The organism is Streptomyces globisporus C-1027, assembly GCF_000261345.2.
GTDB lineage: Bacteria > Actinomycetota > Actinomycetes > Streptomycetales > Streptomycetaceae > Streptomyces > Streptomyces pakalii.
Genome location: NZ_CP013738.1, coordinates 2047299 through 2069255, shown reverse-complemented (window position 1 = coordinate 2069255; position 21957 = coordinate 2047299). Strand labels below are relative to the sequence as shown.

The following is a 21957-nucleotide window of genomic DNA, read 5'->3' as shown; positions in this document are numbered from 1 at the left end:
GGGCCGCGCGGTCAGCCGACCGCGCATCCCGGGTCCTGCTCGTCGAAGAGGCCCCGCCAGAAGCGGTACAGGTCATAGCCGCAGTACCGCTGGAACTCCTCGACGCCCAGCCCCCGCAGCAGCGCGTGGATGGCGTCGAAGAACACGGTGTTCACCTCGGGGATCCAGAGCAGCGCGAACACCGCGATCAGCCCGAACGGCGCGATCGGCTCCACCTGACGCCTGATCCGGTACGAGAGCCAGGGCTCGATCACCCCGTACCCGTCCAGACCCGGGATCGGCAGGGAGTTCAGGATCGCCGCCGTCACCTGGAGCATCGCCAGGAACGCCAGCGCGTACTGGAAGGCGCGCGGCACCCCGTCCAGCGCGTCCAGCCAGAACGGGGCCGTGCACACGATCGCGAACGCCACGTTCGTCAGGGGGCCCGCCGCAGAGATCAGGCTGTGCTTCCACCGGCCGCGGATCCGGCCGCGCTCGATGTAGACCGCACCACCGGGCAGCCCGATCCCGCCCATGATCACGAAGAGCACCGGAAGCACGATGCTCAGCAGCGCGTGCGTGTACTTCAGCGGGTTGAGCGTCAGATATCCCTTCGCCCCCACCGACAGGTCCCCGCTGTGCAGCGCGGTGCGGGCGTGCGCGTACTCGTGGAGGCAGAGCGAGACGATCCAGGCCCCGGTGACGAACAGGAAGACCGCGAAGCCGGTGGCGTCCGCGAAGCCCGTCCACACCGCCCAGCCCGCGACCGCGGTGACGGCGGCGATGCCGAGGAAGACCGGGCTGATCCTGCGGTCGCCGCGGGTGGCTGCGGTGGTCATAGGCGTTGGACTCCCTCGGGTGGGGGCGGGGTGGCCGTACGGTCCGGCAGGACGGGAACGTCGGCGACCGCTTGTGGAGTTCCACCCTGTCGACGCCGGTCCGTCGTCCGTCACGGACAATAGGCCCCGTGCACTACTGCGTCCTCGGCACCACCCGGGCACTCCGCGACGACGGCACGGCCGTCACTCTCGGCGGAGCGCGGCTGCGCGCCCTGCTCACCGTCCTCGCACTGCGCCCCGGACGGACCGTCCCGGCCGGGGTCCTCGTCGACGAGGTGTGGGACGGCGACCCGCCCGCCGACGCGGCCGGTGCGCTCCAGGCCCTGATCGGACGGCTGCGGCGGGCGCTCGGCCACAGCGCCGTCGAGTCCGTGGCGGGCGGCTACCGGCTCGCCGCCCCGCCGGACGCCGTGGACCTGCACCGCTTCGAGCGGCTGGCCGCGGAGGGGAGCCGGGCCCTGGAGAACGGCGACGCCGCCGACGCCCTCACCGTCCTGGGGGAGGCCCTCGCCCTGTGGAGCGGGCCCGCCCTCGCCGACCTCCCCGACCGTACGGCGGCCGCGTCCCGCTGGGAGGCCCGCAGGCTGGACGCACGGAGAGCCGCGCTCGGGGCGCTCCTCGCCCTCGGCAGACCGGGGGAGGCGCTGCCGGAGCTGGCCGTGCTCTGCGACGCCCACCCGCTCGACGAACCGCTCCAGGTCCTGCGCATCAGGGCACTGCGGGACGCCGGACGCCCCGCCGAGGCGCTGGCCGCGTACGAGGAGGTCCGCACCCTGCTCGACGACCGCCTCGGCACCGCCCCGGGACCGGCCCTGCGCGGCCTGCACACGGAGCTGCTGCACCCGGGTCCGGCCGCCCCGGTGCGGTTCCTCCGGCCCTCGGGTGCGCCGGAGCCGGGGCCTTACGCCTGGTCCTCGGGTGCGCCGGAGCCCTCGCCCCGGGCCGGGCCCGGCCCGTCGGCCCCCTCGGTACCGCGCCCGGCCCCGGACGCCGGGGCGGAGAGCGCCCCGCAGCCCGCGCCCCGGACCGCCGCAGCACAGGGGCAGGACACCGCGCAGCGGCCCGCGCCCACGACCGGGGGCGCGCCTGGCCCCGAGGCCGTACCCGCGACCGGGGCCGGGCCAACCGCTGGGACCGCATCCGCGACCGTGCAGCCGCCCGCCACCGGCCCCGGGGCCGTACCCGCGACCGGGGCCGCCCCCGCCCCTGAGGCCACACCCGCCACGACCCAGCCGCCCGCCACCGCGCCCCCGCCCGTCCACGGAAACCTCCGGGCCCGGCTCACCAGCTTCGTCGGGCGCGAGGCCGACATCGCCGCCCTCCGCGAGGACCTCGGCCGCGCCCGGCTGGTCACCCTGCTCGGACCCGGCGGCGCGGGCAAGACCCGGCTGTCCCAGGAGACCGCGGAGGCTGCGCCCCACGCCTGGCCCGACGGCGTCTGGCTCGCCGAACTCGCCCCCGTCGACGACCCGGACACCGTTCCCGAAGCCGTCCTGACCGCGCTCGGCGCCCGCGAGACCGTGCTGCGCGGGGCCGGGGCCGAGGAATTGCGGGCCACCGACCGCACCGGCGGCGACCCCCTCGTCCGCCTCACCGAGCACTGCGCCCCGCGCCGGATGCTGCTTCTGCTGGACAACTGCGAGCACGTTGTCGGGGCCGCCGCCGCCCTCACCGACCACCTCCTCACCCACTGCCCCCAGCTCACCGTCCTCGCCACCAGCCGCGAACCCCTCGGTGTACCGGGCGAGTTCGTCCGCCCCGTCGACCCGCTGCCCGACCCGATGGCCCTGCGCCTCCTCGCCGAGCGCGGGACGGCGGCCCGGCCCGGCTTCCGTACCGACGCCGACGAGGCGACCGCCACCGCCTGCGCCGAGATCTGCCGGCGGCTCGACGGGCTGCCGCTCGCCATCGAACTCGCCGCCGCCCGGCTGCGGATGCTCACCCCGCGCCAGATCGCCGACCGTCTCGACGACCGCTTCCGCCTGCTCACCAACGGCAGCCGCACCGTGCTGCCCCGCCAGCAGACCCTGCGCGCCGTCGTCGACTGGTCCTGGGACCTGCTGGACGCCGCCGAACGCGCCGTGCTCCGCCGCCTCTCCGTCTTCGCCGGAGGCTGCTCGCTGGCCGCCGCCGAGGAGGTCTGCGCCCTGCCCGCCGGGCCGGGCGGCCCCGCCGTCGACAGCCTCGACGTGGCCGCCCTGCTCGGCTCCCTCGTCGACAAGTCCCTGGTCGTCGCCGCACCCGGCGACGACGGGGAGATGCGCTACCGGCTGCTGGAAACGGTCGGTGAGTACGCCGCCGAGCGCCTGGCGGAGGCGGGCGAGAGGGAGGCCGTCGAGCGGCGCCACCTCGTCCACTTCCGGGAGCTGGCCCGGATCACCGGCCCCCGGGTGCGCGGCAGCGGCCAGCGCGAGGCCATCGTGGTCCTCCAGCGCGAGTACGAGAACCTGCGCACCGCGCTGCGCCACGCCGTCACCGCCCGGGACGAGCACGAGGCGCTGTGCATCGTGCTCTCGATGGCCTGGTACTGGATGCTGCGGGACCTGCGCTCGGACGCAGGCCAGTGGAGCGCGTCCGTGGCGGCGCTCGGCCCCGACCCCTTCGCGGCGCCCGGCGTCCGGGCCCCGGCGCTCCTGGAGCACCCCATCGACCGGCCGCCGCCGATGGACGACGACCAGCTCGCGGAGGCGCGGCGTGGAGCGGCGCTCCTCCAACTGGCCGGTGTGGACGACGCGATCAGCACCTGGTCGAGCCCGGAGGGCAAGGAGCGGCTGCGGATCATCGCCGACACCTACCAGCCCGGCATGCCGCAGACCTGCCGGCTGCCCGGGACGCTGTGGCTGTTCGCGAATATGATCGCGGGTGACGAGGACCGGCTGAACACGGTTCTCGACGAGACGGTCCGGGCCTCGCGGGTCCACGGTGGTGAGTGGGAGCTGGGTTCCGCGCTGCACACCCGCGCCAACATCCGGTCCAACAGCCCCGAGCGGGTGGCGGAAGCGCGCGCCGACGCCGACGAGAGCCTGGAGATCTACACCCGGCTCGGCGACGACTGGGGAGCCGCCGAGGCGCTCTCCGCCCGGGGCGAGGCCAACGAGCGGGCGGGCCGCTTCCTGGCCGCCCTGGACGACTACCGGGAGGCCGTGGAGTACGCGCGGAAGATCGGAGCCCAGAGCCAGGCGGCCCTGCTGCGGGCGCGGTACGCCGGATCCCTCATCGAGCTCGAACGGCTCCCGGAGGCCGAGGCCATCCTGCGCGACGTCACCGAGAACGGCCGCGACCTGGGCCACGAGGCGATGCCGATGGCCCGGATGCATCTGGCGTTCGTCCTCGGGCTCCAGGGGCAGGTGGACGAGGCCCGGCAGCAGACGCATCTGGTCCGGGAGGACTTCAAGGACCGGGACGTCGCCATCTTCGGCGGCTTCGTCCACGGCGTGCTGGCCTGGCTCGACAATCTCGACGGCGACCACGTGTCCGCGCTCTCCAACGCGCTGACCGCGCTGGAGAGCGCGCGGGAACCACTGTCGATGATGGTGGCCCCGCAGATGCCGTCGGCCTATGTGACGGCCATGGCCCAGGCGATCGTCGGGTTCGAAGACGCCGACGCGGCGTGGGACGCCGTCCGGCTGCTCGGGTTTCAGGAGACGCTCCTGCCGAAGGGGCACGTGCCGACCGTGATGGAGAGACGCAACTGGGCGCTCACCGAGCAGGCCGCCCGGGACAGGCTCGGCGACGGAGCGGTGTACACGGCGGCGTACGAGCAGGGCGGTGGCCTCACCTTCGACGAGGCCACCGCCCTGGCGGAGACGTACCGGCGGGCGCACTCGTCGGCGTGACAGCCCCTCCGCTCATCCCCTCAGCTCAGGCCTTCTTGCGGAACTTGGCCACCGCCAGCGGAGCCATCACCAGCGTGATGCCGGCGGCCCAGGCGAGCGTCCACCAGACCGAGTCGCCGACCGGGCCGCCCTGCATGAGCGCCCGCGCCGCGTCGGCGAGGTTGGAGAGCGGGTTGTAGTCGGTGAACGCCTGGAGCCAGCCCGGCATGGTCTGGGTCGGCACGAAGATCGAGGAACCGAACTGCAGGGGCATCAGCACGAGCATCGCCGTCCCTTGAACAGCCTGGGCCGTCTTCATGGACAGCCCGAGCAGGATGAAGATCCACATGATGGCGGCGCCGAACACCGCCGACAGCGCGACCGCCGCGAGGAGCCCGAACACCGAGCCGTGCAGCTCCATGCCGACGACGAACCCCATGACGAGCAGGATGAACATGGCGACCATCAGCCGGCCCAGCTCGACCACGATCTTGGCGATGAGCACGGATGACCGGGCGATCGGCATCGTCCGGAACCGGTCCATGACCCCCTTGCGGAAGTCGTCGTTGACGCCGGTCCCGACGGCCATGGCGATGTTCAGCCCCATCATCGCCATCAGCCCCGGCACCAGGTAGTTCACGTACTCCTGCCGGTTCCCGCCGAGGCTGGCGCCGACCGAGCCGCCGAAGACGTACACGAACAGCAGGATGAAGATGATCGGCATCAGAAGGACGTCGAACATCGACTCCGGGTCCTTCTTGATCTGGAGCAGGTTGCGCCGCGCCAGGGCCCCGATGTGCCGGAGGTTGGCCCGCAGCCCGATCCGGCCCTCGTCCGCCGCGGCCGCCTTCACGGGTGCGGTGCTCGGGGAGCCGGAGGGCGCGGCGGTCGGTGCAGTGGTGGTGGTGCTCATGCGGCGACCTCCTGGGGAGCCTGGTCGGAGAGGTGGGCGGCCTTGTCGCCGGTGATCGCGAGGAACACCTCGTCGAGGCTGGGCAGGGCGGTGGAGACATGGGCGAGCGAGAAGCCGCGCACACCCAGCAGCCCGATGACGGCGGTCAGCTGCTCGTCGCTGAGGATCGGTACGTACAGCAGCCCCTCGTCCGGAACGGCCTGCGCCCCGGCGACGCCGTCGAGTCCGGCTTCCCGGATCGCCTGCGCCATCGCGGCGAGCTCCGCCGGGTCCGAGGGCCGGATGTGCAGGGTGCGGCCGCCGACCTTGGCCTTCAGCTCGTCGACCCCGCCCCGGGCGATGATCTTCCCCCGGTCGATGACCGTCAGCTCCTTGGCGAGCTGCTCGGCCTCCTCCATGTACTGCGTGGTCAGCAGGACGGTGGCGCCCTCGGCGACCATCCGCTGCACCTCGTCCCAGACCTCGTTACGGGTCCGGGGGTCGAGCCCCGTCGTCGGCTCGTCCAGATACAGCACGGCAGGGCTGCCGATCATCGAGGCGGCCAGGTCGAGGCGGCGGCGCATCCCGCCGGAGTACTCCATGCACGCCCGCTTGGCGGCCTCGGTGAGCGAGAACCGCTCCAGCAGCTCGTCGGCGCGGGCCCGGGCCTGCTTGCGGGGCAGATCGAGCAGCCGCCCGATCATGTAGAGGTTCTCCCAGCCGGAGAGCTTCTCGTCGACCGAGGCGTACTGCCCGGTCAGGCCGATGGTGCGGCGGAGCTGCCGGGGCTGCTTCACCACGTCGTAGCCCGCGACGACCGCGTGGCCGGCGTCGGGGGTGATCAGGGTGGACAGGCAGCGTACGAGGGTGGTCTTGCCGGCGCCGTTGGGGCCGAGCACACCGAGGACGGTGCCCTCGCGCACATCGAGGTCCACGCCGTCCAGAGCTTTGGTCTCGCCGTAGTGCTTGACCAGCCCCCGCACCTCGACGGCGTTCCGGCCGCTGCTGGGGTTCTTGTCGATTCGTTCCATGCCCACCAGCAGACCAGCGTCCACCGACAGCTCACCGACAGCCCGCCGACACGGACCGGCGCGGGGCGGCAGACGCGCGACAGCCCGCCGATGGGGGATGTCGGCGGGCTGTCGGTGGTGCGGGAAATGGCTGGTGGGAGCCGCCGTCAAGGAGCGGCGGCGGCCGGGTGGATCAGTGGAAGGTGTGCTCCGCCGCCGGGAACGTGCCCCCGACGACCTCGTCGGCGAACTCCTTCGCCGCGTCACCGAGGACCTGGCGCAGATTCGCGTACTGCTTGGTGAAGCGGGGCACCTTGCCGCCGGTCAGCCCGACCATGTCCGTGTAGACGAGCACCTGCGCGTCGGTCCCGGCCCCGGCGCCGATGCCGACGGTCGGGATGTGCAGCGTACGGGTGACCTCGGCGGCCAGCTCGGCGGGGACCAGCTCCAGCACGACGGCGAACGCGCCCGCGTCCTGGACGGCCTTGGCGTCCCGCAGCAGCTGCTGGGCGGCCTCCTCGCCGCGGCCCTGGACCCGGTAGCCCATCGCGTTGACGGACTGCGGGGTCAGGCCGATGTGGGCCATGACCGGGATACCGGCCTCGACCAGCAGCCGGATCTGCTCGTGGGACCGCTCGCCGCCCTCCAGCTTGACCGCGCCGACGCCCGACTCCTTGATCAGCCGGGTGGCGTTGCGGAGCGCCTGGACGGGACCTTCCTGGTACGAGCCGAAGGGCAGGTCGGCGACGACCATGGCGCGCTTGGTGCCGCGTACGACGGCGGCGGACAGCAGGGCGATCTCGTCCATCGTGACGGGCACGGTGGTCTCGTAGCCGAGGTGGACGTTGCCCATCGAGTCCCCGACGAGCATGACCGGGATCCCGGCCTCGTCGAAGACGGACGCGGTCATCGCGTCGTAGGCGGTGAGCATGGGCCACTTCTCGCCGCGCTCGGTGGCGGCGGCGATGTCGTGGACGGTGATGCGGCGGGTGGACTTCCCTCCGTACAGCGCTTTGCTGCTGTCGGCGGACGGGCCCGCGGGGGAGGACTGATTCTGCGCAGCCTGAAGCGACATGGCCAACGGCTCCTTCGTCATCTCGAGGCGCCCTGTCGGCGTCCCCGGATCCCTTCCATGGTGGCATCCCGCCCCGCCCCTCGTGAAGTGGGCCCGCACACACCCCTCCGTACGGCTTCATGGGGGAAAGCCGTACGGCCCCGTTGGGGAAAGCTTTAACAATACGAGACGGTCTCGTATCGAAATGACGTCTAGGCTCTCCCCATGTCCATACCGTCCGGCGCTCCCGCCGCCGCGCCCCGTGTTCCCGAGGCGATCCACCGCCGCCGCTGGTGGATCCTCGCCGTCCTCATGTTCAGCCTGCTCATCGTGGTGCTGGACAACTCGATCCTGAACGTCGCGGTCAAGACGATCGCGAGCCCCGCCCCCACCGGCATCGGCGCCACCCAGAGCGAGCTGGAGTGGGCGATCAACTCCTACACGCTCGTCTTCGCCGGACTGCTGTTCACCGCGGGCCTCCTCGGCGACCGGATCGGCCGCAAGAAGGTCCTCCTCGCCGGCATCCTGGTCTTCGGCATCGGCTCCGCCCTGGCCGCCTTCTCCGCCTCGCCCGGTGAGCTCATCACCTGGCGTGCGCTGATGGGCTTCGGCGCCGCCTTCGTGATGCCCGCCACCCTCGCTGTCCTGGTGAACGTCTTCGAGCGCGACGAGCAGCCCAAGGCCATCGGCATCTGGGCGGGCAGCGTCGGCCTCGGCATCGCCATCGGCCCGATCACCGGCGGACTGCTCCTGGAGCACTTCTGGTGGGGTTCGATCTTCCTGGTGAACGTCCCCGTCGTCGTGATCGCCCTGATCGCGATGGCGGTCCTGGTCCCCGACTCCCGCGACCCGAAGCCCGGCAAGGTCGACCCGCTGGGCGTCGCGCTCTCCATCGTGGGCCTGGTCCTGCTGGTGTACGGGATCATCCGGGGCGGCGAACTGGCCGACTTCACCGACACCACCGTCCTCCTCGCCATCGCCGGCGGGCTGCTCGTCCTGGCCGGATTCGTCTGGCACGAGAAGCGCAGCAGCCACCCGGCCATCGACATCACGTACTTCCGGAAGCCCGCGTTCTCCGCCGCCGTCGCCGCCATCGCGCTGGTCTTCTTCGCCCTCATGGGCGTGACGTTCTTCTCCGCCTTCTACCTCCAGAGCGTGCGCGGCTACACCGCCCTGGAGTCGGGCCTGCTGATCGTTCCGCTCGCGGCCGCCCAGATGATCTTCGCGCCCCGGGCCCGGCTGGTCGTCGACCGCTTCGGCGCCCGCGCGGTCTGCACGGCGGGCATGCTGCTCGTCGCGGCCGGACTCGCGGCCTTCGCCCTGTTCGACGCCGGTACGCCGGTGTGGGTGATGTGCCTCGTCTTCTTCGTCCAGGGCACCGGGATGGCGCACATCATGCCGCCCGTCACCGTCGCTGTGATGCAGGCGCTGCCCCGTGAGAAGGCCGGTTCCGGTTCGGCCATCAACAACACCTTCCGCCAGGTCGGCGGGGCGCTGGGGATCGCCGTGCTCGGCTCGGTGCTCTCCACCGTCTACCGGGGCGACATCGAGGGCCACCTCGGCGCGGTCCCGGCCGGGGTCAGGGACGTGGCGGGCGAGTCCATCGAGGCCACGCTCGGCGTCGCGGAGAAGCTCGGCCCGGTGGCCGGAAAGCCGCTGGCCGCCGCCGCCAACGACGCGTTCATCAGCGCCATGCACGTGACCGCGCTCGGCTCGGCGGCCGTGGCCCTGATCGGTGCGGTGGTCGTCGGCCTGTTCCTGCCGGGCCGCCCTCCGGCGAGGACCGAGGCCCCCGAGGAAGCCTGCCCCCCGGCGGAACAGCTGACCCGCTGAGCCGCTGACCCGACGAGGCCCGTCGATCCGCGGACCCCGGGTCGGCGAGAATCGAGGCGACGGACGTACGCGGGGCGTACGGCGGACGTGCGAGGGACGACGACGGCGCGGCGAGAGGCGGCTTCACGGTGCAAGGCCAGGACGGCGAGCGGGACCGGCACGGGGCACGGAACGGGGGCGACCGGCCGCCCGGCGCACCGGACGGGGCGTCCGCCGGGGCGTCGGCCGAGACGTCGGCCGAGGCTCCGACCGGGACACCGGCAGGGGTTCCGGCAGAAGTTCCGGCCGGTGCTCCGGACGGGACATCGGCAGGGGTTCCGGCCGAGGTCCCCGATTCGGAGCCGCGCCGCGGACGCCCCCGTTCCGCCGCGGCGGAACGGGCGATCCTGGACGCCGTCATCGCCCTCCTGGAGGCGGGCGAACCGCTCGCGGGCCTCTCCATCGAGCGCATCGCCCGCACGGCCGGCGTCGGCAAGGCCACGATCTACCGCCGCTGGTCGGACAAGGAGGAGCTGTTCGTCGACGTCGTACGGGACATGGAGCCCGACGACCCGCCGGTCTCCGGCACCGAGGGCCTCGCCGACCTCCGCGTCATGCTGGAATCCCTGCGCACCCGGGGCCTCGCCCAGCGCTCCTCGGCGCTGCTGCACAACATCTTCGCGCAGATGAAGAGCCACCCGAAGCTGTGGAACGAGTACCACGGCACGGTCATCGCCCCCCGCCGCCTCGCGATGGTGGAGGCGGTGCGGCGCGCGGTGGCCGCCGGGGAGCTGCGCGACGACCTCGACGTCGAGCTGATCGACGACCTCTTCGTCGGCCCCATGCTCGTCCGCACGGTGCACCGCCCCGACGCGCCGCTGCCCGACGACCTCGCGGACCGCATCATCACGGCCCTGCTGCAGGGGCTCGCCCCCGCGGCACAAGTGTGATCGTTCTGTCACAAGCCCCACCGGTCGGCCCCGGACCGGAACCCCTCGTCCCGCCTGTGTCGTCCTGGTCTCCGTACGGGGTCCGAGGGGCCTCCGTACGGTCGTCGCACACCGAGCACCGGCCGGGCCGCCACACAGGCGCCCCGGCGGGCCGGTAGGTCGACGGCGGGAAAGGCGCCGCTCATCACCTAGGGTCGAGGGCGCGGCGATGTGCAGGGCAAGGCAGTGAGGACAGCGCGATGGTGCAGGCGTACGGAGCGGACACGGACAACGGCAGCGCCGAGCAGCCCGGGGCCCGCGGATCCCGCTTCCGGGGCCTGTGGGACCGGCTGAGAAACGACCCGGGCTACTGGCGGCGCGGCATTCTCCTGGCCCTCTGCTCGGTGCTCCTGACCCTGCTGATGGTCGTCCACGCGCAGATCCCCAACCGGCTCGGCAACCTCGGCAGCCTCATCGAGACGTTCCTGCCGTGGCTCGCGCTCTTCATCCCGGTGCTGCTGGTCCTGGGCCTGCTGCGGCGCTCCGCGACCGCCCTGATCGCGCTCCTGCTGCCCGCCGTGGTCTGGCTCAACGTGTTCGGCGGCCTGCTCACCGACAAGTCCGGCGGCGGCGGCGACCTCACCGTCGCCACCCACAACGTCAACGCGGGCAACCCCGACCCCGAGGGCACCGCCCAGCAGGTCGCCGGATCCGGGGCGGACGTCGTGGCCCTCCAGGAGCTCCCGGGCCGGCAGGTCTCGACGTACGAGAAGTCGCTGGCCGGCCGCTACCCGTACCACTCGGTCCAGGGGACCGTGGGCCTGTGGAGCAAGTACCCGCTAGCCGACACCAAGCCCGTCGACATCAAGATGGGCTGGACCCGGGCGATGCGCTCGACGGTCAAGACCCCGCAGGGCGAGGTCGCGGTGTACGTGGCCCACCTGCCGTCCGTCCGTGTGAAGCTGCACGCCGGGTTCACCGCCAACCAGCGCGACGACAGCGCCGACGCGCTCGGCGAGGCCATCGCCGACGAACGCGTGGAACGCGTCGTCCTGCTCGGCGACCTGAACGGCACGATGAACGACCGCTCGCTGAACGCGGTCACCGCCCAGATGCGCTCCACCCAGGGCGCGGCGGGCGACGGCTTCGGTTTCAGCTGGCCCGCCTCGTTCCCGATGGCCCGGATCGACCAGATCATGGTCAAGGGCGTCGAGCCGATGGCCTCCTGGACCCTCGCGGCGACCGACAGTGACCACCTCCCGATCGCGGCCCGCGTGGAGCTGTGATCACGGCCACGCAACCGCCCGTTCACCGCGCGGCATAAAACGTCTGCGACAATTTGTTCCAGTCGCATACATAAAGAAGACTCAGCCGTCGCCCGGCGTCCACGCCGAGGCGACGGCTCTTCGTTCTGCCCCCGCTCCGAGATTGCGAAGGTTCCCATGCCCCTGGCCCTCCTCGCCCTGGCCGTGAGCGCCTTCGGCATAGGCACGACGGAGTTCGTCATGATGGGCCTGCTGCCCAATGTGGCGGACGACCTCGGCACGTCCGTGCCCACCGCCGGATACCTCGTCTCCGCGTACGCGATCGGCGTCGTCCTCGGCGCACCGCTGCTCACCGGCCTCGGCTCCCGCATCCCCCGCAAGAAGATGCTGCTGCTCCTGATGGCGCTGTTCACCATCGGCAACCTGGCCTCCGCGCTCGCCCCCGACTTCGGCTGGCTGGTCGCGGGCCGCCTCCTCGCCGGTCTCCCGCACGGGGCGTTCTTCGGCGTCGGCGCGGTGGTCGCCGCCCGGCTGGTCTCCGAGGGCCGCCAGGCGCGGGCGGTCGCGACGATGTTCCTCGGCCTGACGGTGGCGAACATCGTCGGCGTCCCCGCCGCCACCCTCCTCGGCCAGCACCTCGGCTGGCGCGCCACGTTCCTCGTCGTCGCGGCGATCGGCTTGGCGGCCATGGCGGCCCTGGCCCGCCTGATACCGCACATCCCCGTCGAGGCCCACCAGGACGTACGCCGCGAACTGCGCGCCCTCGGCAACCGTCAGGTGATCCTCGGCCTGCTCACCGCGGTCTTCGGCTTCGCCGGCGTCTTCGCGGTCTACTCCTACCTCTCGGCCATGACCACGAAGGCGATGGGCTTCGGCGAATCCTCCGTGACCCTGGTCCTGGCCCTCTTCGGCATCGGCATGACCCTGGGCGCCCTGGCCGCGGGCCCCCTCACGGACCGCGCGCTGCGCCCGACCCTGTACGGCTCGCTCGGCGCCCTCGCGGTGGTCCTGGTGGCGTTCCCGTTCACGGTGCACGTGCAGTGGGCGGCGCTGACGATGGTGGTGCTGCTGGGCGCGGTCGGCTTCATGACGACGACCCCGCTCCAGATGCTGGTCATGAACAAGGCGAAGGACGCCCCGACCCTGGCCTCCGCCTCCAACCACTCCGCCTTCAACCTGGCCAACGCGGGCGGCGCATGGCTGGGCGGCGTGGCGATAGCGGCAGGCTGGGGCTGGACGTCCCCGGCGTTCGTGGGCGCGATCCTGGCGGTGGCGGGCCTGGCGATAGCGGCGACGGCGGGATTCCTGGACCGGGGCGAGGGGAAGGCGTCGCGGGTGGTGGCGGCCCATCCAGCCCGTCCGGCGTTTGAGGACGGAACCGGTTCGCCGGGCGGGCCCGCAGCCAAATCCGCCAACTCCAGCCCGTCCGGCGTTTGAGGACGGAACCGATACGCCGGACGGGCCGGACACCCACGCGGGAGCCCAGCCCGTCCGGCGCTCGAGGACAAGGGCGGCCGCCGGACGCCCCCGGCAACCACCCACCCCCACTAAGACGACTCGCGCCAGCGATTCGTGATCGGCAACCGCCGATCCTTCCCGAACCCCTTCGGCGAGATCTTCGTCCCCGGCGGATACTGCCGCCGCTTGTACTCGGCGGTATCCACCATCCGCAACGTCTTCGCCACCAGCTCCGCACCGAACCCGGCCGCGACAATCGCGTCCATCCCCTGATCCCGGTCCACGTACATCTCCAGGATCGCGTCGAGCACCTCGTAGTCCGGCAGCGAGTCCGTGTCGACCTGCCCCGGCCGCAGCTCCGCGCTCGGCGGCTTGGTGATCGAGGCCTCGGGGATCGGCGGGGTCTGGCCCCGCTCCTCCGCCGCCCGGTTGCGCCACTTCGCCAGCCGGAACACCGACGACTTGTAGACGTCCTTGATCGGCCCGTACGCGCCGACCGCGTCCCCGTACAGCGTGGAGTAGCCGACCGCCAGCTCCGACTTGTTGCCGGGCGCCAGCACGATCTGCCCCTCCTGGTTGGAGATGGCCATCAGCGTCGTCCCGCGCAGCCGGGCCTGGAGGTTCTCCTCGGCGAGCCCGGTGAGCTCCAGCGACTCCATGTACGCGTCGAACATCGGCGCGATCGGCACCGTACGGAAGTTGAGCCCGGTACGCCGCGCCAGCTCGGCCGCGTCGCCCTTGGAGTGTTCCGAGGAGTACTTCGACGGCATCGAGACCCCGTACACGTTCTGCGCACCGAGCGCATCGCACGCGATGGCCGCGCAGATCGCCGAGTCGATCCCGCCGGAGAGCCCGATCAGCACACTGCTGAAACCGTTCTTCGCAGCGTACGCACGGAGCCCCACGACCAGCGCCGAGTAGATCTCCTCCTCGTCCTCCAGCCGTTCCGCGTACCCGCCCGCGAGCTCCGGCTCGTACGCGGCGACCGGCTCGTCCGACAGCACGACGTGGTCGATCCGCAGCCCGTCGTCGACGACCCCCGAGGGCGCTTCGGCCGCCGCCGCGGGCAGCTCCAGATCAAGGATGACGCTGCCCTCGGAGAACTGCGGGGCGCGGGCGATGACCTCGCCCTCCTTGTCGACGACGATCGAGTCACCGTCGAAGACCAGCTCGTCCTGACCGCCGATCATCGCCAGATAGGCCGTCGTGCAGCCGGCCTCCTGGGCCCGCTTGCGGACCAGCTCCAGCCGGGTGTCGTCCTTGTCCCGCTCGTACGGCGAGGCGTTGATCGACAGCAGCAGCCCGGCCCCGGCGGACCGGGCGGCCGGGACGCGCCCGCCGTCCTGCCACAGGTCCTCGCAGATCGCGAGGGCCACGTCGATGCCGTGGACCCGGACGACGGGCATCGAGTCGCCCGGCACGAAGTACCGGAACTCGTCGAAGACGCCGTAGTTCGGCAGGTGGTGCTTGGCGAAGTTGAGCGCGATCCCACCGCGGTGCAGTACGGCTGCGGCGTTGCGCGGGGAGCCGGCCGGCTGCCCGTAGCGCGCCGCGGCGTGCTCGGAGCGGTCCAGGTAGCCGACGACGACCGGCAGTTCGCCGAAGCCCTCCGCGTCGAGCCGGGCGGCCAGCGCGCGGAGCGCCTGCCGCGAGGCCTCGACGAAGGACGACCGCAGGGCCAGGTCCTCGACGGGGTAGCCGGTCAGCACCATCTCGGGGAACGCCACGAGGTGGGCGCCCTGTTCGGCGGCGTGCCGGGTCCAGTGGACGATCGCCTCGGAGTTGCCGGCGAGGTCGCCGACGGTCGAGTCGATCTGATTCAGTGCGAGGCGTAGTTGAGGCACGTCCGCCAGTGTAATCGTCTTTCTGACGCGATGTCCCGGTGGGCCGGGCAAAATCTGCTCCGGCCCGCCGGAACCGCAGGTGGGAGCGGCTGTCCGCGCCGCCCCACCGAGAGTCGCGGAAGGTCAGCCCCGGTAGCCGAGGACCGTCATCATCCCCGCCTCCGCGTGGTAGACGTTGTGGCAGTGGACCATCCACAGCCCCGGGTTGTCGGCGTCGAAGTCCACCGTCAGCGACCGGTGCGGCAGCACGATCGCGGTGTCCTTGCGGGCCCCGGCGGCGTTCCCGCCGAGCGCGAAGGTGTGGCCGTGCAGATGCAGCGGATGCCACATGGCCGTCCCGTTGTCGAAGACGAGCCGCACCCGCTCGCCCGCCTCCACCGGCCGCCGCCGCTTCGCGTCGTACGGCTGCCCGTCGAAGGCCCAGTCGTACCGAGCCATCCCACCGGTGAGCCGCATGCGGATGGTCCGGTCCGGCAGACGGATAGGCAGCGCCACCGACGGATCCGGCACCAGCCGCCCCGCTTCGACGAGCTTCCCGTCCAGCTCCTTCGGCCGTACGGAGGCGGCGGGCGCGGCCCCGCCCCCGGTCCGCAGGACGGCGAGGGCGGCCGCCTTCTTCCCCTCCGCCAGGGCGGTCAGCGGGAAGACCCCGTCCCCGGCGGTGACGAGGACGTCGTACCGCTCACCCATCCCCAGCAGCAGCGCGTCCCCCGTGGTGTGCCGGACCGGGAACCCGTCGGTGTGCGTCACGGTCATCCGGTGCCCGCCGAGCGCGACGCGGAAGGCGGTGTCGCCGCCGGCGTTGATGATCCGCAGCCGGACACGGTCCCCGGGCCGCGCCCGGAACGTCTCCGGATCGTCCGCGACCCGCCCGTTGACCAGGTAGTGCGGATAGGCGACATCACCGGCGTCGCCCCCGAGCAGCTCACTGCGGGCGTCCATCATCATCCGGGAGGGACCGCTGTCACCCGGATCGTCCTCACCGGAACCGGACATGGTGTGCGCGCCATGATCCATCCCGCCGTGCCCGCCGCCGCTCATACCTCCGGACAACTCATCGAGGACGGCGTCCGGGGTGGACCCGTCCACGCCGTCGACCCAGTCGTCGAGGACGACGACCCACTCCTTGTCGTACGCCAGCGGCTCCTTCGGGTCCTCGACGATGAGCGGCGCGTACAGCCCCCGGTCCTGCTGGACGCCGGAGTGCGGGTGGAACCAGTACGTCCCCGGATGCGGTACGGCGAACCGGTAGGCGAACTCCGCCCCCGGGGCGATGTCCCGCTGGGTCAGCCCGGGGACCCCGTCCATGTCGTTGCGCAGCGCGAGCCCGTGCCAGTGCAGGGAGGTGGGCTGCGGAAGGTGGTTGGCCAGGGTGAGGGCGAGGGTGTCCCCGGCCGTCACCCGCACCTCGCGCCCGGGCAGCCGGTCCCCGTAGGCCCAGGAGGCGACGGTGGTGCCGCCGCCCAGATCGAGCCGGGTCCGGGTGGCGGTGAGGGAGACCTTCCGTACGGGCCCGGAGCCACGCGCCGCCTCGGCGGCCTCGACCTCCTTGCCGCCGGGCGTGACGTACGTACCGGAGTCCTGGGCCCCGCCGCCGGGGGAGTGGGCGCCGCTGTGGCCGCTGCCGCCGTCGGAACAGGCGGCGAGGGCTCCCGTACCGGCGACGGCGAGAGCGGCGCCGAGCACGGCGCGGCGGGGGAGTTGGTGCATGGGCATGCTGAAGACACCTCTGAAGAACTGGGTGATCCGGTGGTTTCGGGAAGGGGCGGAGGTGAGACGCCCACTCCTAAATGCGCAGCACCGAGACGCTGGCGAGCACCGATATCGGGGGCGGCGGATTCGGCCGCAGCACGCGCAGGAGCCCCGCCCCCACCGGCGTACCGAGAGGCCGCCCGTCGGCGCGCAGCCCGAGCAGCCAGGAGCCGACGAGGGCGAGGCCCCAGACACCGAGGACGGCGAGGCAGACGGAGAGCGGATCCATGCCGCTCATGGGGGCATCGGCCCCGGGGGAGCCGTGCGGCGCGGGGTGCTCGCGCATGGCGGTCGGCGAAGCCGACGAAGGTGCCGATGCCGCCGACATCGCGGCCGATCCGCCGTGCTCGGCCGGATGCCCGACCGTGTGCATGGTGACGATGCCGAACAGCAGGGCGGCGAACAGCGCCAGCTGCCCGTACGTCACGCTCCTGCTCCGCGTCCTGCCCGCCATGCGGGCCACCCTACCCCCGGCGGGTATACGGACGGACGGCGGCCCGGCCCCCTCCCGCCGAAGCGGACCAGAGGCGCCGGGCAGCTGTCACGCGCACGATTCGGCTTCTCGGCCGGGGAATCAGCTGCGGGAGTAGACCTTCTCCGCCCAGCCCGCGATCTGCTCCTCGGTGAGGTGCTGCGCGAGGTCAGCCTCGCTGATCATGCCGACCAGCTTCTTGTTCTCGACGACGGGCAGCCGGCGGATGCGGTGGGTCTGCATCTCCTCCAGGACCGCGTCGACATCGGCCTCCGCCTCGATCCAGCGGGGCGTGCCCTGCGCCAGATCGCCCGCCGTGACCTTCGACGGGTCGTGCCCCTTGGCCACACAGCCGACGACGATGTCGCGGTCGGTGATGATGCCGACCATCCGGTCCGAGTCGCCGTCGGCGGAGACGGGCAGGGCGCCCACGTTGTGCTCGCGCATCAGCTGCGCCGCACGGTCGAGGGTCTCGTGGGCCGGGATCCAGCGGGCCCCGCTGTGCATGATGTCTTTGGCGGTCGTCATGGGGGATTTCCTCCTGCGTGCCGATGGCACTGCCGTACGGCCCCGAGCGCACCCATCGTCATCGGCGGGGGACGCGCGCGCGACCGCAATCACCCGTTCGGGTGCGCCGATGCGAGGACGCAAGCTGACGCGCGTCGTCCGGGCCGTGGCCCCGGGCTCAGGACCGGGGCCGGGCCTTCCGTTCGGTGAGCATGTCGCGCATGAGCCCCAGCTCGGACTGCTGCCCCTCGACCATGCCCTGGGCGAGCCGCTGCTCCACCGGGACGGTGCACCGGGACGCACACGCCTCGGCCATGGCGACGCCGCCCTTGTGGTGGTCCGTCATGAGCTGGAGGTAGAAGACCTCGGCCTGCCGGCCGTCGAGGCGCGCGAGCCGCTCCAGCTCGGCGCGGGAAGCCATCCCGGCCATGAGCACACCGTCACCGCCGCTGCCACTGCTGGGATGGTGCCCACCATGCTCATGCCCACCGTCACCTTCGCCGCCGCCCATCCAGGCCATCGGGGGCTGGTCACCGCCCGCGACCTTGGGCAGCCCCCAGAGGTCGAGCCAGCCGAGGAGCATGCCGCGCTGGTTGGCCTGGGTGTTGGCGATGTCGTACGCGAGACGGCGGACGTCCTCGTCCTCCGTACGGTCGCGGACGATGAACGACATCTCGACGGCCTGCTGATGGTGGACGGCCATGTCCCGGGCGAACCCGGCGTCGGCGGAGTCCGGGGCGGGCGCACCGGCCGCGCCCGGCGCCGAACCGTCGTCACGGGCGGAGGCGACGGCGGCGGCCCCGGCGAAGAGCAGGGCGAGGGCCACGGCGGCCCCGGCCGCCCACCGCACACGCGCGGTCTTCCGCCGCTCGGCAGTCGGCACCGGGTCCGTAGGGTCTGTTGTCCCGGTCACTGAGGCACCGTCGCCAGCCCGCCGGTGCAGGGGGCGCCGGGCTCGGGCGTCTGGGCGCCCTGGACGTACTCGGTGAGGAACTGGTCCACCCGCCGGTCGTCGGCGGAGTCCACGGTGACCTGCTTGCCCCAGGCGCTGAGCGTGATCACGCCCTCCTGGCCGGCGTACGGGCTCATCAGGGTGAACGGGGTCTTCTCGACCCGCTCCGCGAGCGCGGCGACATCCGTCTCGGCGGCCGAGCCGTTGTACGTGACCCAGACCGCGCCGTGCTCCAGGGAGTGGACGGCGTTGACGTCCGGGAGGGCCTTTTCGTATACGTCGCCGTCGCAGTTCATCCAGGACGCGTTGTGGTCGCCGCCGACCGGAGGCTTCATCGGATAGTCCACCGTGCCCGCCACATGCCGGCGGCCGAGCTTCGCCGCGTCCCAGGACTTCAGCCCCTCGATGGCCCCGCCCTTGGCGTCGCCGTGCCCGCCCGGGTGCTTGCCGTCGTGGGCCGCCGAGGCGTTGTCGGACTTCTCGTCGGCCGCGGAGTTGTCCAGCAGCATGAACGAGCCGAAAGCGACGAGACCGGCCACGACGGCGGCGCTCAGCCCTATGGCGATGGCCCGGTTGCGGGTGGAGCGTGCGCCGGGGGCGGGAGCCTGCGGCTGGGGGTACCGGGGGTCGAAGCTCATGTCGTGGAGTCCTTCTGCGAAGGGGCCGGGAGACGGGAGAACGGTCCGTGGACCGGGGTGCGCGGACGGGCGGAAAGCCGGAGAGGAAGCAGGCACCGAAGCCGACCGCTGCTCGGTCGCCGATCGTAGTGGGTGGCCGAGTGCTCTCTCTCACACCGTGTGCGTAATCTGGGGGAAATCCCGGGTCGCGATACTGAAGTGTCCCCCTACCCCGGGCGGTGGTGCACGGACCGTCTGAACTGCAAGGATGTGGCAATGGACAAGCAGCAGGAATTCGTCCTCAGGACCCTTGAGGAGCGCGACATCCGCTTCGTGCGGCTGTGGTTCACCGACGTCCTCGGGTTCCTCAAGTCCGTCGCCGTCGCACCGGCCGAACTGGAGCAGGCCTTCGACGAGGGCATCGGCTTCGACGGCTCGGCGATCGAGGGCTTCGCACGGGTCTACGAGTCGGACATGATCGCCAAGCCGGACCCGGGGACCTTCCAGATCCTGCCCTGGCGCGCGGAGGCTCCCGGCACGGCGCGGATGTTCTGCGACATCCTGATGCCGGACGGCTCGCCGTCCTTCGCGGACCCGCGCTATGTCCTGAAGCGGATCCTGGCCAAGACGTCCGACCTTGGCTTCACCTTCTACACCCACCCCGAGATCGAGTTCTTCCTGCTGAAGAACAAGCCGGTCGACGGCACCCGCCCGACGCCTGCGGACAGCTCGGGCTACTTCGACCACACGCCGCAGAACGTCGGCATGGACTTCCGCCGCCAGGCGATCACGATGCTCGAATCGATGGGAATCTCGGTCGAGTTCAGCCACCACGAGGGCGCCCCGGGTCAGCAGGAGATCGACCTCCGCTACGCGGACGCGCTGTCGACGGCGGACAACATCATGACGTTCCGCCTGGTGATGAAGCAGGTGGCGCTGGAGCAGGGCGTGCAGGCCACGTTCATGCCGAAGCCGTTCTCGGAGTACCCGGGTTCGGGCATGCACACCCACCTCTCCCTCTTCGAGGGCGACCGCAACGCGTTCTACGAGTCGGGTGCGGAGTACCAGCTCTCCAAGGTGGGCCGCTCCTTCATCGCGGGCCTCCTGAAGCACGCGGCGGAGATCTCGGCCGTCACCAACCAGTGGGTCAACTCCTACAAGCGCATCTGGGGCGGCTCGTCCCGCGCGGCCGGCGCGGGCGGCGAGGCCCCCTCGTACATCTGCTGGGGCCACAACAACCGCTCCGCCCTCATCCGCGTCCCGATGTACAAGCCCGGCAAGACCGGCTCGGCCCGCGTCGAGGTCCGCTCCATCGACTCCGGCGCCAACCCGTACCTCACCTACGCGGTCCTGCTCGCCGCAGGCCTCAAGGGCATCGAGGAGGGCTACGAACTCCCGGCCGGCGCCGACGACGACGTCTGGGCCCTCTCCGACGCCGAACGCCGCGCGATGGGCATCGAGCCGCTGCCGCAGAACCTGGGCGAGGCGATCTCGCTGATGGAGAAGAGCGAGCTGGTGGCCGAGACCCTGGGCGAGCACGTCTTCGACTTCTTCCTGCGCAACAAGAAGCAGGAGTGGGAGGAGTACCGCAGCGAGGTGACCGCTTTCGAGCTGAAGGCGCTGCTGCCGGTGCTGTAGGGCGTACGTACCTACGTACGTGACTGTGGGCGGGTCGCCCGATTCCATCGAGGTGGCCCGTCCACAGTGTGACCCGGTGCTGAAGAGGTGAAGGGTTGCACCTTCCGTAGCGGCATGTGGTCCGGTGGACGTACGTCCTCGACCCTTGAGAGAAGGTCCTCGCCCATGCCCGCGTCTTTCGTGCCACCCCGTCAGGTCAAGATCGGCGACGCGGCGGCCTTCGCCGGCTGTACGCCGCGGGCGATCCGGCACTACCACGAGATCGGCCTGCTCCCGGAGCCCGAGCGGGGTGGCGATGACCGCCGCCGCTACGGGTACGAGGACATGATCCGGCTGCTGTGGATCCGCAGGATGGCCGACGCCGGGATCGCGCTGGAGGATATCCGCGAGGCCTTCGCCGAGGACTCCGCCGACGCGCACGGCGGAGACGGCATCGAGGCCGTGCTGGAGCGCGTGGAGGGAGCCCTCGCCGCCCAGGAGGCGGAACTGCGACGCCAACGGACCGCCGTGCAGCGGATGCGCGTCGAAGGCAGCCGGATGGGGCTGCTCTCGGACCTCGTCACCGAACGCCTCAAGGGCCTGCCCGAGGGCTCCCTGCACCAGGCCGACCTGGACACCCTCCTGGTCACCGAGCGGATCTTCGGGCCGCTCGGAGCAGCCGTGCAGGCCACGCGGTTCGTCGCCCTGGCCGTGCACCCCGCCCTGCGGGAGGAATCCGATCGTGTCGACGCCGCCGAGGAGGCACTCGACGACAGTGTCGCCGTCGATGACCCACGGGTGGCTCAAGTGGCCGCCCAACGGCATGCCTTCGAAGGCGCCCTGCACGCCGTCATCGAGGAGTCCGGCCTCGACGCGGACGACGACGCGCTCTTCGACGCCTGGGACGCTGCGCACCCTGAGACCGGCGACAACGAAGAGAACGGTTCAGGCTCCAGCTCCGGCAGAGCCATGAGTGTGCTCGAAGCGACCGGCAAAATGCCCTACGAATTCTCCCCGGCCCGCCTGCGCTGTATGGAACTGGCCGCAGAGCTGTCCGTGCTCACGGCGGATGAGGGGGGTGGGAATCCACGGCTTCCAACATAGTCCCGAGGTGGCTCCCGGGGACCTTTGTGCCCACCCCCC

General features: G+C 71.9%; 17 protein-coding genes. 7 read left to right on the top strand and 10 right to left on the bottom strand.

Annotated elements, in window-relative coordinates; genetic code table 11:
• Nucleotides 1-11 precede the first annotated feature (11 nt).
• Nucleotides 12-818, bottom strand: coding sequence for a site-2 protease family protein (locus WQO_RS09070; protein ID WP_010057656.1), 807 nt, complete (start codon nt 816-818; stop codon nt 12-14).
• Nucleotides 819-946: 128 nt separating this feature from the next.
• On the opposite strand from WQO_RS09070, the gene WQO_RS09065 reads away from it, so the two are divergent.
• Complete coding sequence (locus WQO_RS09065; protein WP_010057657.1) at nt 947-4654, top strand: AfsR/SARP family transcriptional regulator; 3708 nt, start codon at nt 947-949, stop codon at nt 4652-4654.
• Between the two features lie 25 nt (nt 4655-4679).
• Here the strand turns inward: WQO_RS09065 and WQO_RS09060 are convergent, their stop codons facing one another.
• From WQO_RS09060 to panB, 3 genes are all read right to left on the bottom strand, one after another.
• A complete protein-coding gene (locus tag WQO_RS09060) occupies nt 4680-5546 on the bottom strand; it encodes an ABC transporter permease (RefSeq protein WP_010057658.1) in 867 nt (288 codons plus the stop codon).
• Nucleotides 5543-6556: an ATP-binding cassette domain-containing protein gene (locus tag WQO_RS09055; RefSeq protein ID WP_032747850.1), complete on the bottom strand. Its 1014-nt coding sequence runs from the start codon at nt 6554-6556 to the stop codon at nt 5543-5545. Before WQO_RS09055 ends, WQO_RS09060 begins: the two co-directional genes overlap by 4 nt.
• Nucleotides 6557-6728: 172 nt before the next feature.
• Nucleotides 6729-7610, bottom strand: a complete 882-nt coding sequence (panB, locus tag WQO_RS09050) for a 3-methyl-2-oxobutanoate hydroxymethyltransferase (protein WP_010057662.1) — start codon at nt 7608-7610, stop codon at nt 6729-6731.
• A 204-nt stretch (nt 7611-7814) separates the two neighbouring features.
• On the opposite strand from panB, the gene WQO_RS09045 reads away from it, so the two are divergent.
• The 4 genes from WQO_RS09045 to WQO_RS09030 all read left to right on the top strand — a co-directional run bounded on the left by WQO_RS09045 (nt 7815) and on the right by WQO_RS09030 (nt 13032).
• A complete protein-coding gene (locus WQO_RS09045) occupies nt 7815-9422 on the top strand; it encodes a DHA2 family efflux MFS transporter permease subunit (protein WP_010057663.1) in 1608 nt (535 codons plus the stop codon).
• Nucleotides 9423-9550: 128 nt separating this feature from the next.
• The gene (locus WQO_RS09040) at nt 9551-10351 is read left to right on the top strand and encodes a TetR/AcrR family transcriptional regulator C-terminal ligand-binding domain-containing protein (RefSeq protein ID WP_010057664.1); all 801 of its coding nucleotides are present in this window, start codon (nt 9551-9553) and stop codon (nt 10349-10351) included.
• Nucleotides 10352-10590: 239 nt separating this feature from the next.
• Complete coding sequence (locus WQO_RS09035; RefSeq protein WP_010057665.1) at nt 10591-11616, top strand: endonuclease/exonuclease/phosphatase family protein; 1026 nt, start codon at nt 10591-10593, stop codon at nt 11614-11616.
• A 156-nt stretch (nt 11617-11772) separates the two neighbouring features.
• Complete coding sequence (locus WQO_RS09030) at nt 11773-13032, top strand: MFS transporter (RefSeq protein WP_010057666.1); 1260 nt, start codon at nt 11773-11775, stop codon at nt 13030-13032.
• A 110-nt stretch (nt 13033-13142) separates the two neighbouring features.
• Here the strand turns inward: WQO_RS09030 and WQO_RS09025 are convergent, their stop codons facing one another.
• The 6 genes from WQO_RS09025 to WQO_RS09000 form a co-directional block, all read right to left on the bottom strand.
• Nucleotides 13143-14897, bottom strand: coding sequence for an NAD+ synthase (locus WQO_RS09025; protein ID WP_010057668.1), 1755 nt, complete (start codon nt 14895-14897; stop codon nt 13143-13145).
• A gap of 123 nt (nt 14898-15020) precedes the next feature.
• The gene (locus WQO_RS09020) at nt 15021-16613 is read right to left on the bottom strand and encodes a multicopper oxidase family protein (protein WP_010057669.1); all 1593 of its coding nucleotides are present in this window, start codon (nt 16611-16613) and stop codon (nt 15021-15023) included.
• Nucleotides 16614-16683: 70 nt separating this feature from the next.
• Nucleotides 16684-17103, bottom strand: coding sequence for a hypothetical protein (locus tag WQO_RS09015; RefSeq protein WP_032747804.1), 420 nt, complete (start codon nt 17101-17103; stop codon nt 16684-16686).
• A 120-nt stretch (nt 17104-17223) separates the two neighbouring features.
• Complete coding sequence (locus WQO_RS09010; RefSeq protein ID WP_010057672.1) at nt 17224-17649, bottom strand: CBS domain-containing protein; 426 nt, start codon at nt 17647-17649, stop codon at nt 17224-17226.
• Nucleotides 17650-17806: 157 nt separating this feature from the next.
• A complete protein-coding gene (locus tag WQO_RS09005) occupies nt 17807-18511 on the bottom strand; it encodes a DUF305 domain-containing protein (RefSeq protein WP_029182008.1) in 705 nt (234 codons plus the stop codon).
• A 26-nt stretch (nt 18512-18537) separates the two neighbouring features.
• Nucleotides 18538-19218, bottom strand: a complete 681-nt coding sequence (locus tag WQO_RS09000) for a DUF3105 domain-containing protein (RefSeq protein WP_010057674.1) — start codon at nt 19216-19218, stop codon at nt 18538-18540.
• A 255-nt stretch (nt 19219-19473) separates the two neighbouring features.
• On the opposite strand from WQO_RS09000, the gene glnA reads away from it, so the two are divergent.
• Nucleotides 19474-20835, top strand: coding sequence for a type I glutamate--ammonia ligase (gene glnA, locus WQO_RS08995; RefSeq protein ID WP_006124033.1), 1362 nt, complete (start codon nt 19474-19476; stop codon nt 20833-20835).
• 165 nt (nt 20836-21000) lie between these two features.
• Complete coding sequence (locus WQO_RS08990) at nt 21001-21918, top strand: MerR family transcriptional regulator (protein ID WP_010057676.1); 918 nt, start codon at nt 21001-21003, stop codon at nt 21916-21918.
• Nucleotides 21919-21957: the final 39 nt, after the last annotated feature.

What these genes read in the sequence shown, in the direction of transcription:
- WQO_RS08990 (WP_010057676.1), top strand. Translation starts at nt 21,001, where the DNA reads ATGCCCGCGTCTTTCGTGCCACCCCGTCAGGTCAAGATCGGCGACGCG.
- WQO_RS09035 (WP_010057665.1), top strand. Translation starts at nt 10,591, where the DNA reads ATGGTGCAGGCGTACGGAGCGGACACGGACAACGGCAGCGCCGAGCAG.
- WQO_RS09055 (WP_032747850.1), bottom strand. Translation starts at nt 6,556, where the DNA reads ATGGAACGAATCGACAAGAACCCCAGCAGCGGCCGGAACGCCGTCGAG.
- WQO_RS09010 (WP_010057672.1), bottom strand. Translation starts at nt 17,649, where the DNA reads ATGACGACCGCCAAAGACATCATGCACAGCGGGGCCCGCTGGATCCCG.
- WQO_RS09070 (WP_010057656.1), bottom strand. Translation starts at nt 818, where the DNA reads ATGACCACCGCAGCCACCCGCGGCGACCGCAGGATCAGCCCGGTCTTC.
- WQO_RS09020 (WP_010057669.1), bottom strand. Translation starts at nt 16,613, where the DNA reads ATGCCCATGCACCAACTCCCCCGCCGCGCCGTGCTCGGCGCCGCTCTC.
- WQO_RS09000 (WP_010057674.1), bottom strand. Translation starts at nt 19,218, where the DNA reads ATGAGCTTCGACCCCCGGTACCCCCAGCCGCAGGCTCCCGCCCCCGGC.
- WQO_RS09060 (WP_010057658.1), bottom strand. Translation starts at nt 5,546, where the DNA reads ATGAGCACCACCACCACTGCACCGACCGCCGCGCCCTCCGGCTCCCCG.
- WQO_RS09045 (WP_010057663.1), top strand. Translation starts at nt 7,815, where the DNA reads ATGTCCATACCGTCCGGCGCTCCCGCCGCCGCGCCCCGTGTTCCCGAG.
- glnA (WP_006124033.1), top strand. Translation starts at nt 19,474, where the DNA reads ATGGACAAGCAGCAGGAATTCGTCCTCAGGACCCTTGAGGAGCGCGAC.
- WQO_RS09015 (WP_032747804.1), bottom strand. Translation starts at nt 17,103, where the DNA reads ATGGCGGGCAGGACGCGGAGCAGGAGCGTGACGTACGGGCAGCTGGCG.
- WQO_RS09030 (WP_010057666.1), top strand. Translation starts at nt 11,773, where the DNA reads ATGCCCCTGGCCCTCCTCGCCCTGGCCGTGAGCGCCTTCGGCATAGGC.
- panB (WP_010057662.1), bottom strand. Translation starts at nt 7,610, where the DNA reads ATGTCGCTTCAGGCTGCGCAGAATCAGTCCTCCCCCGCGGGCCCGTCC.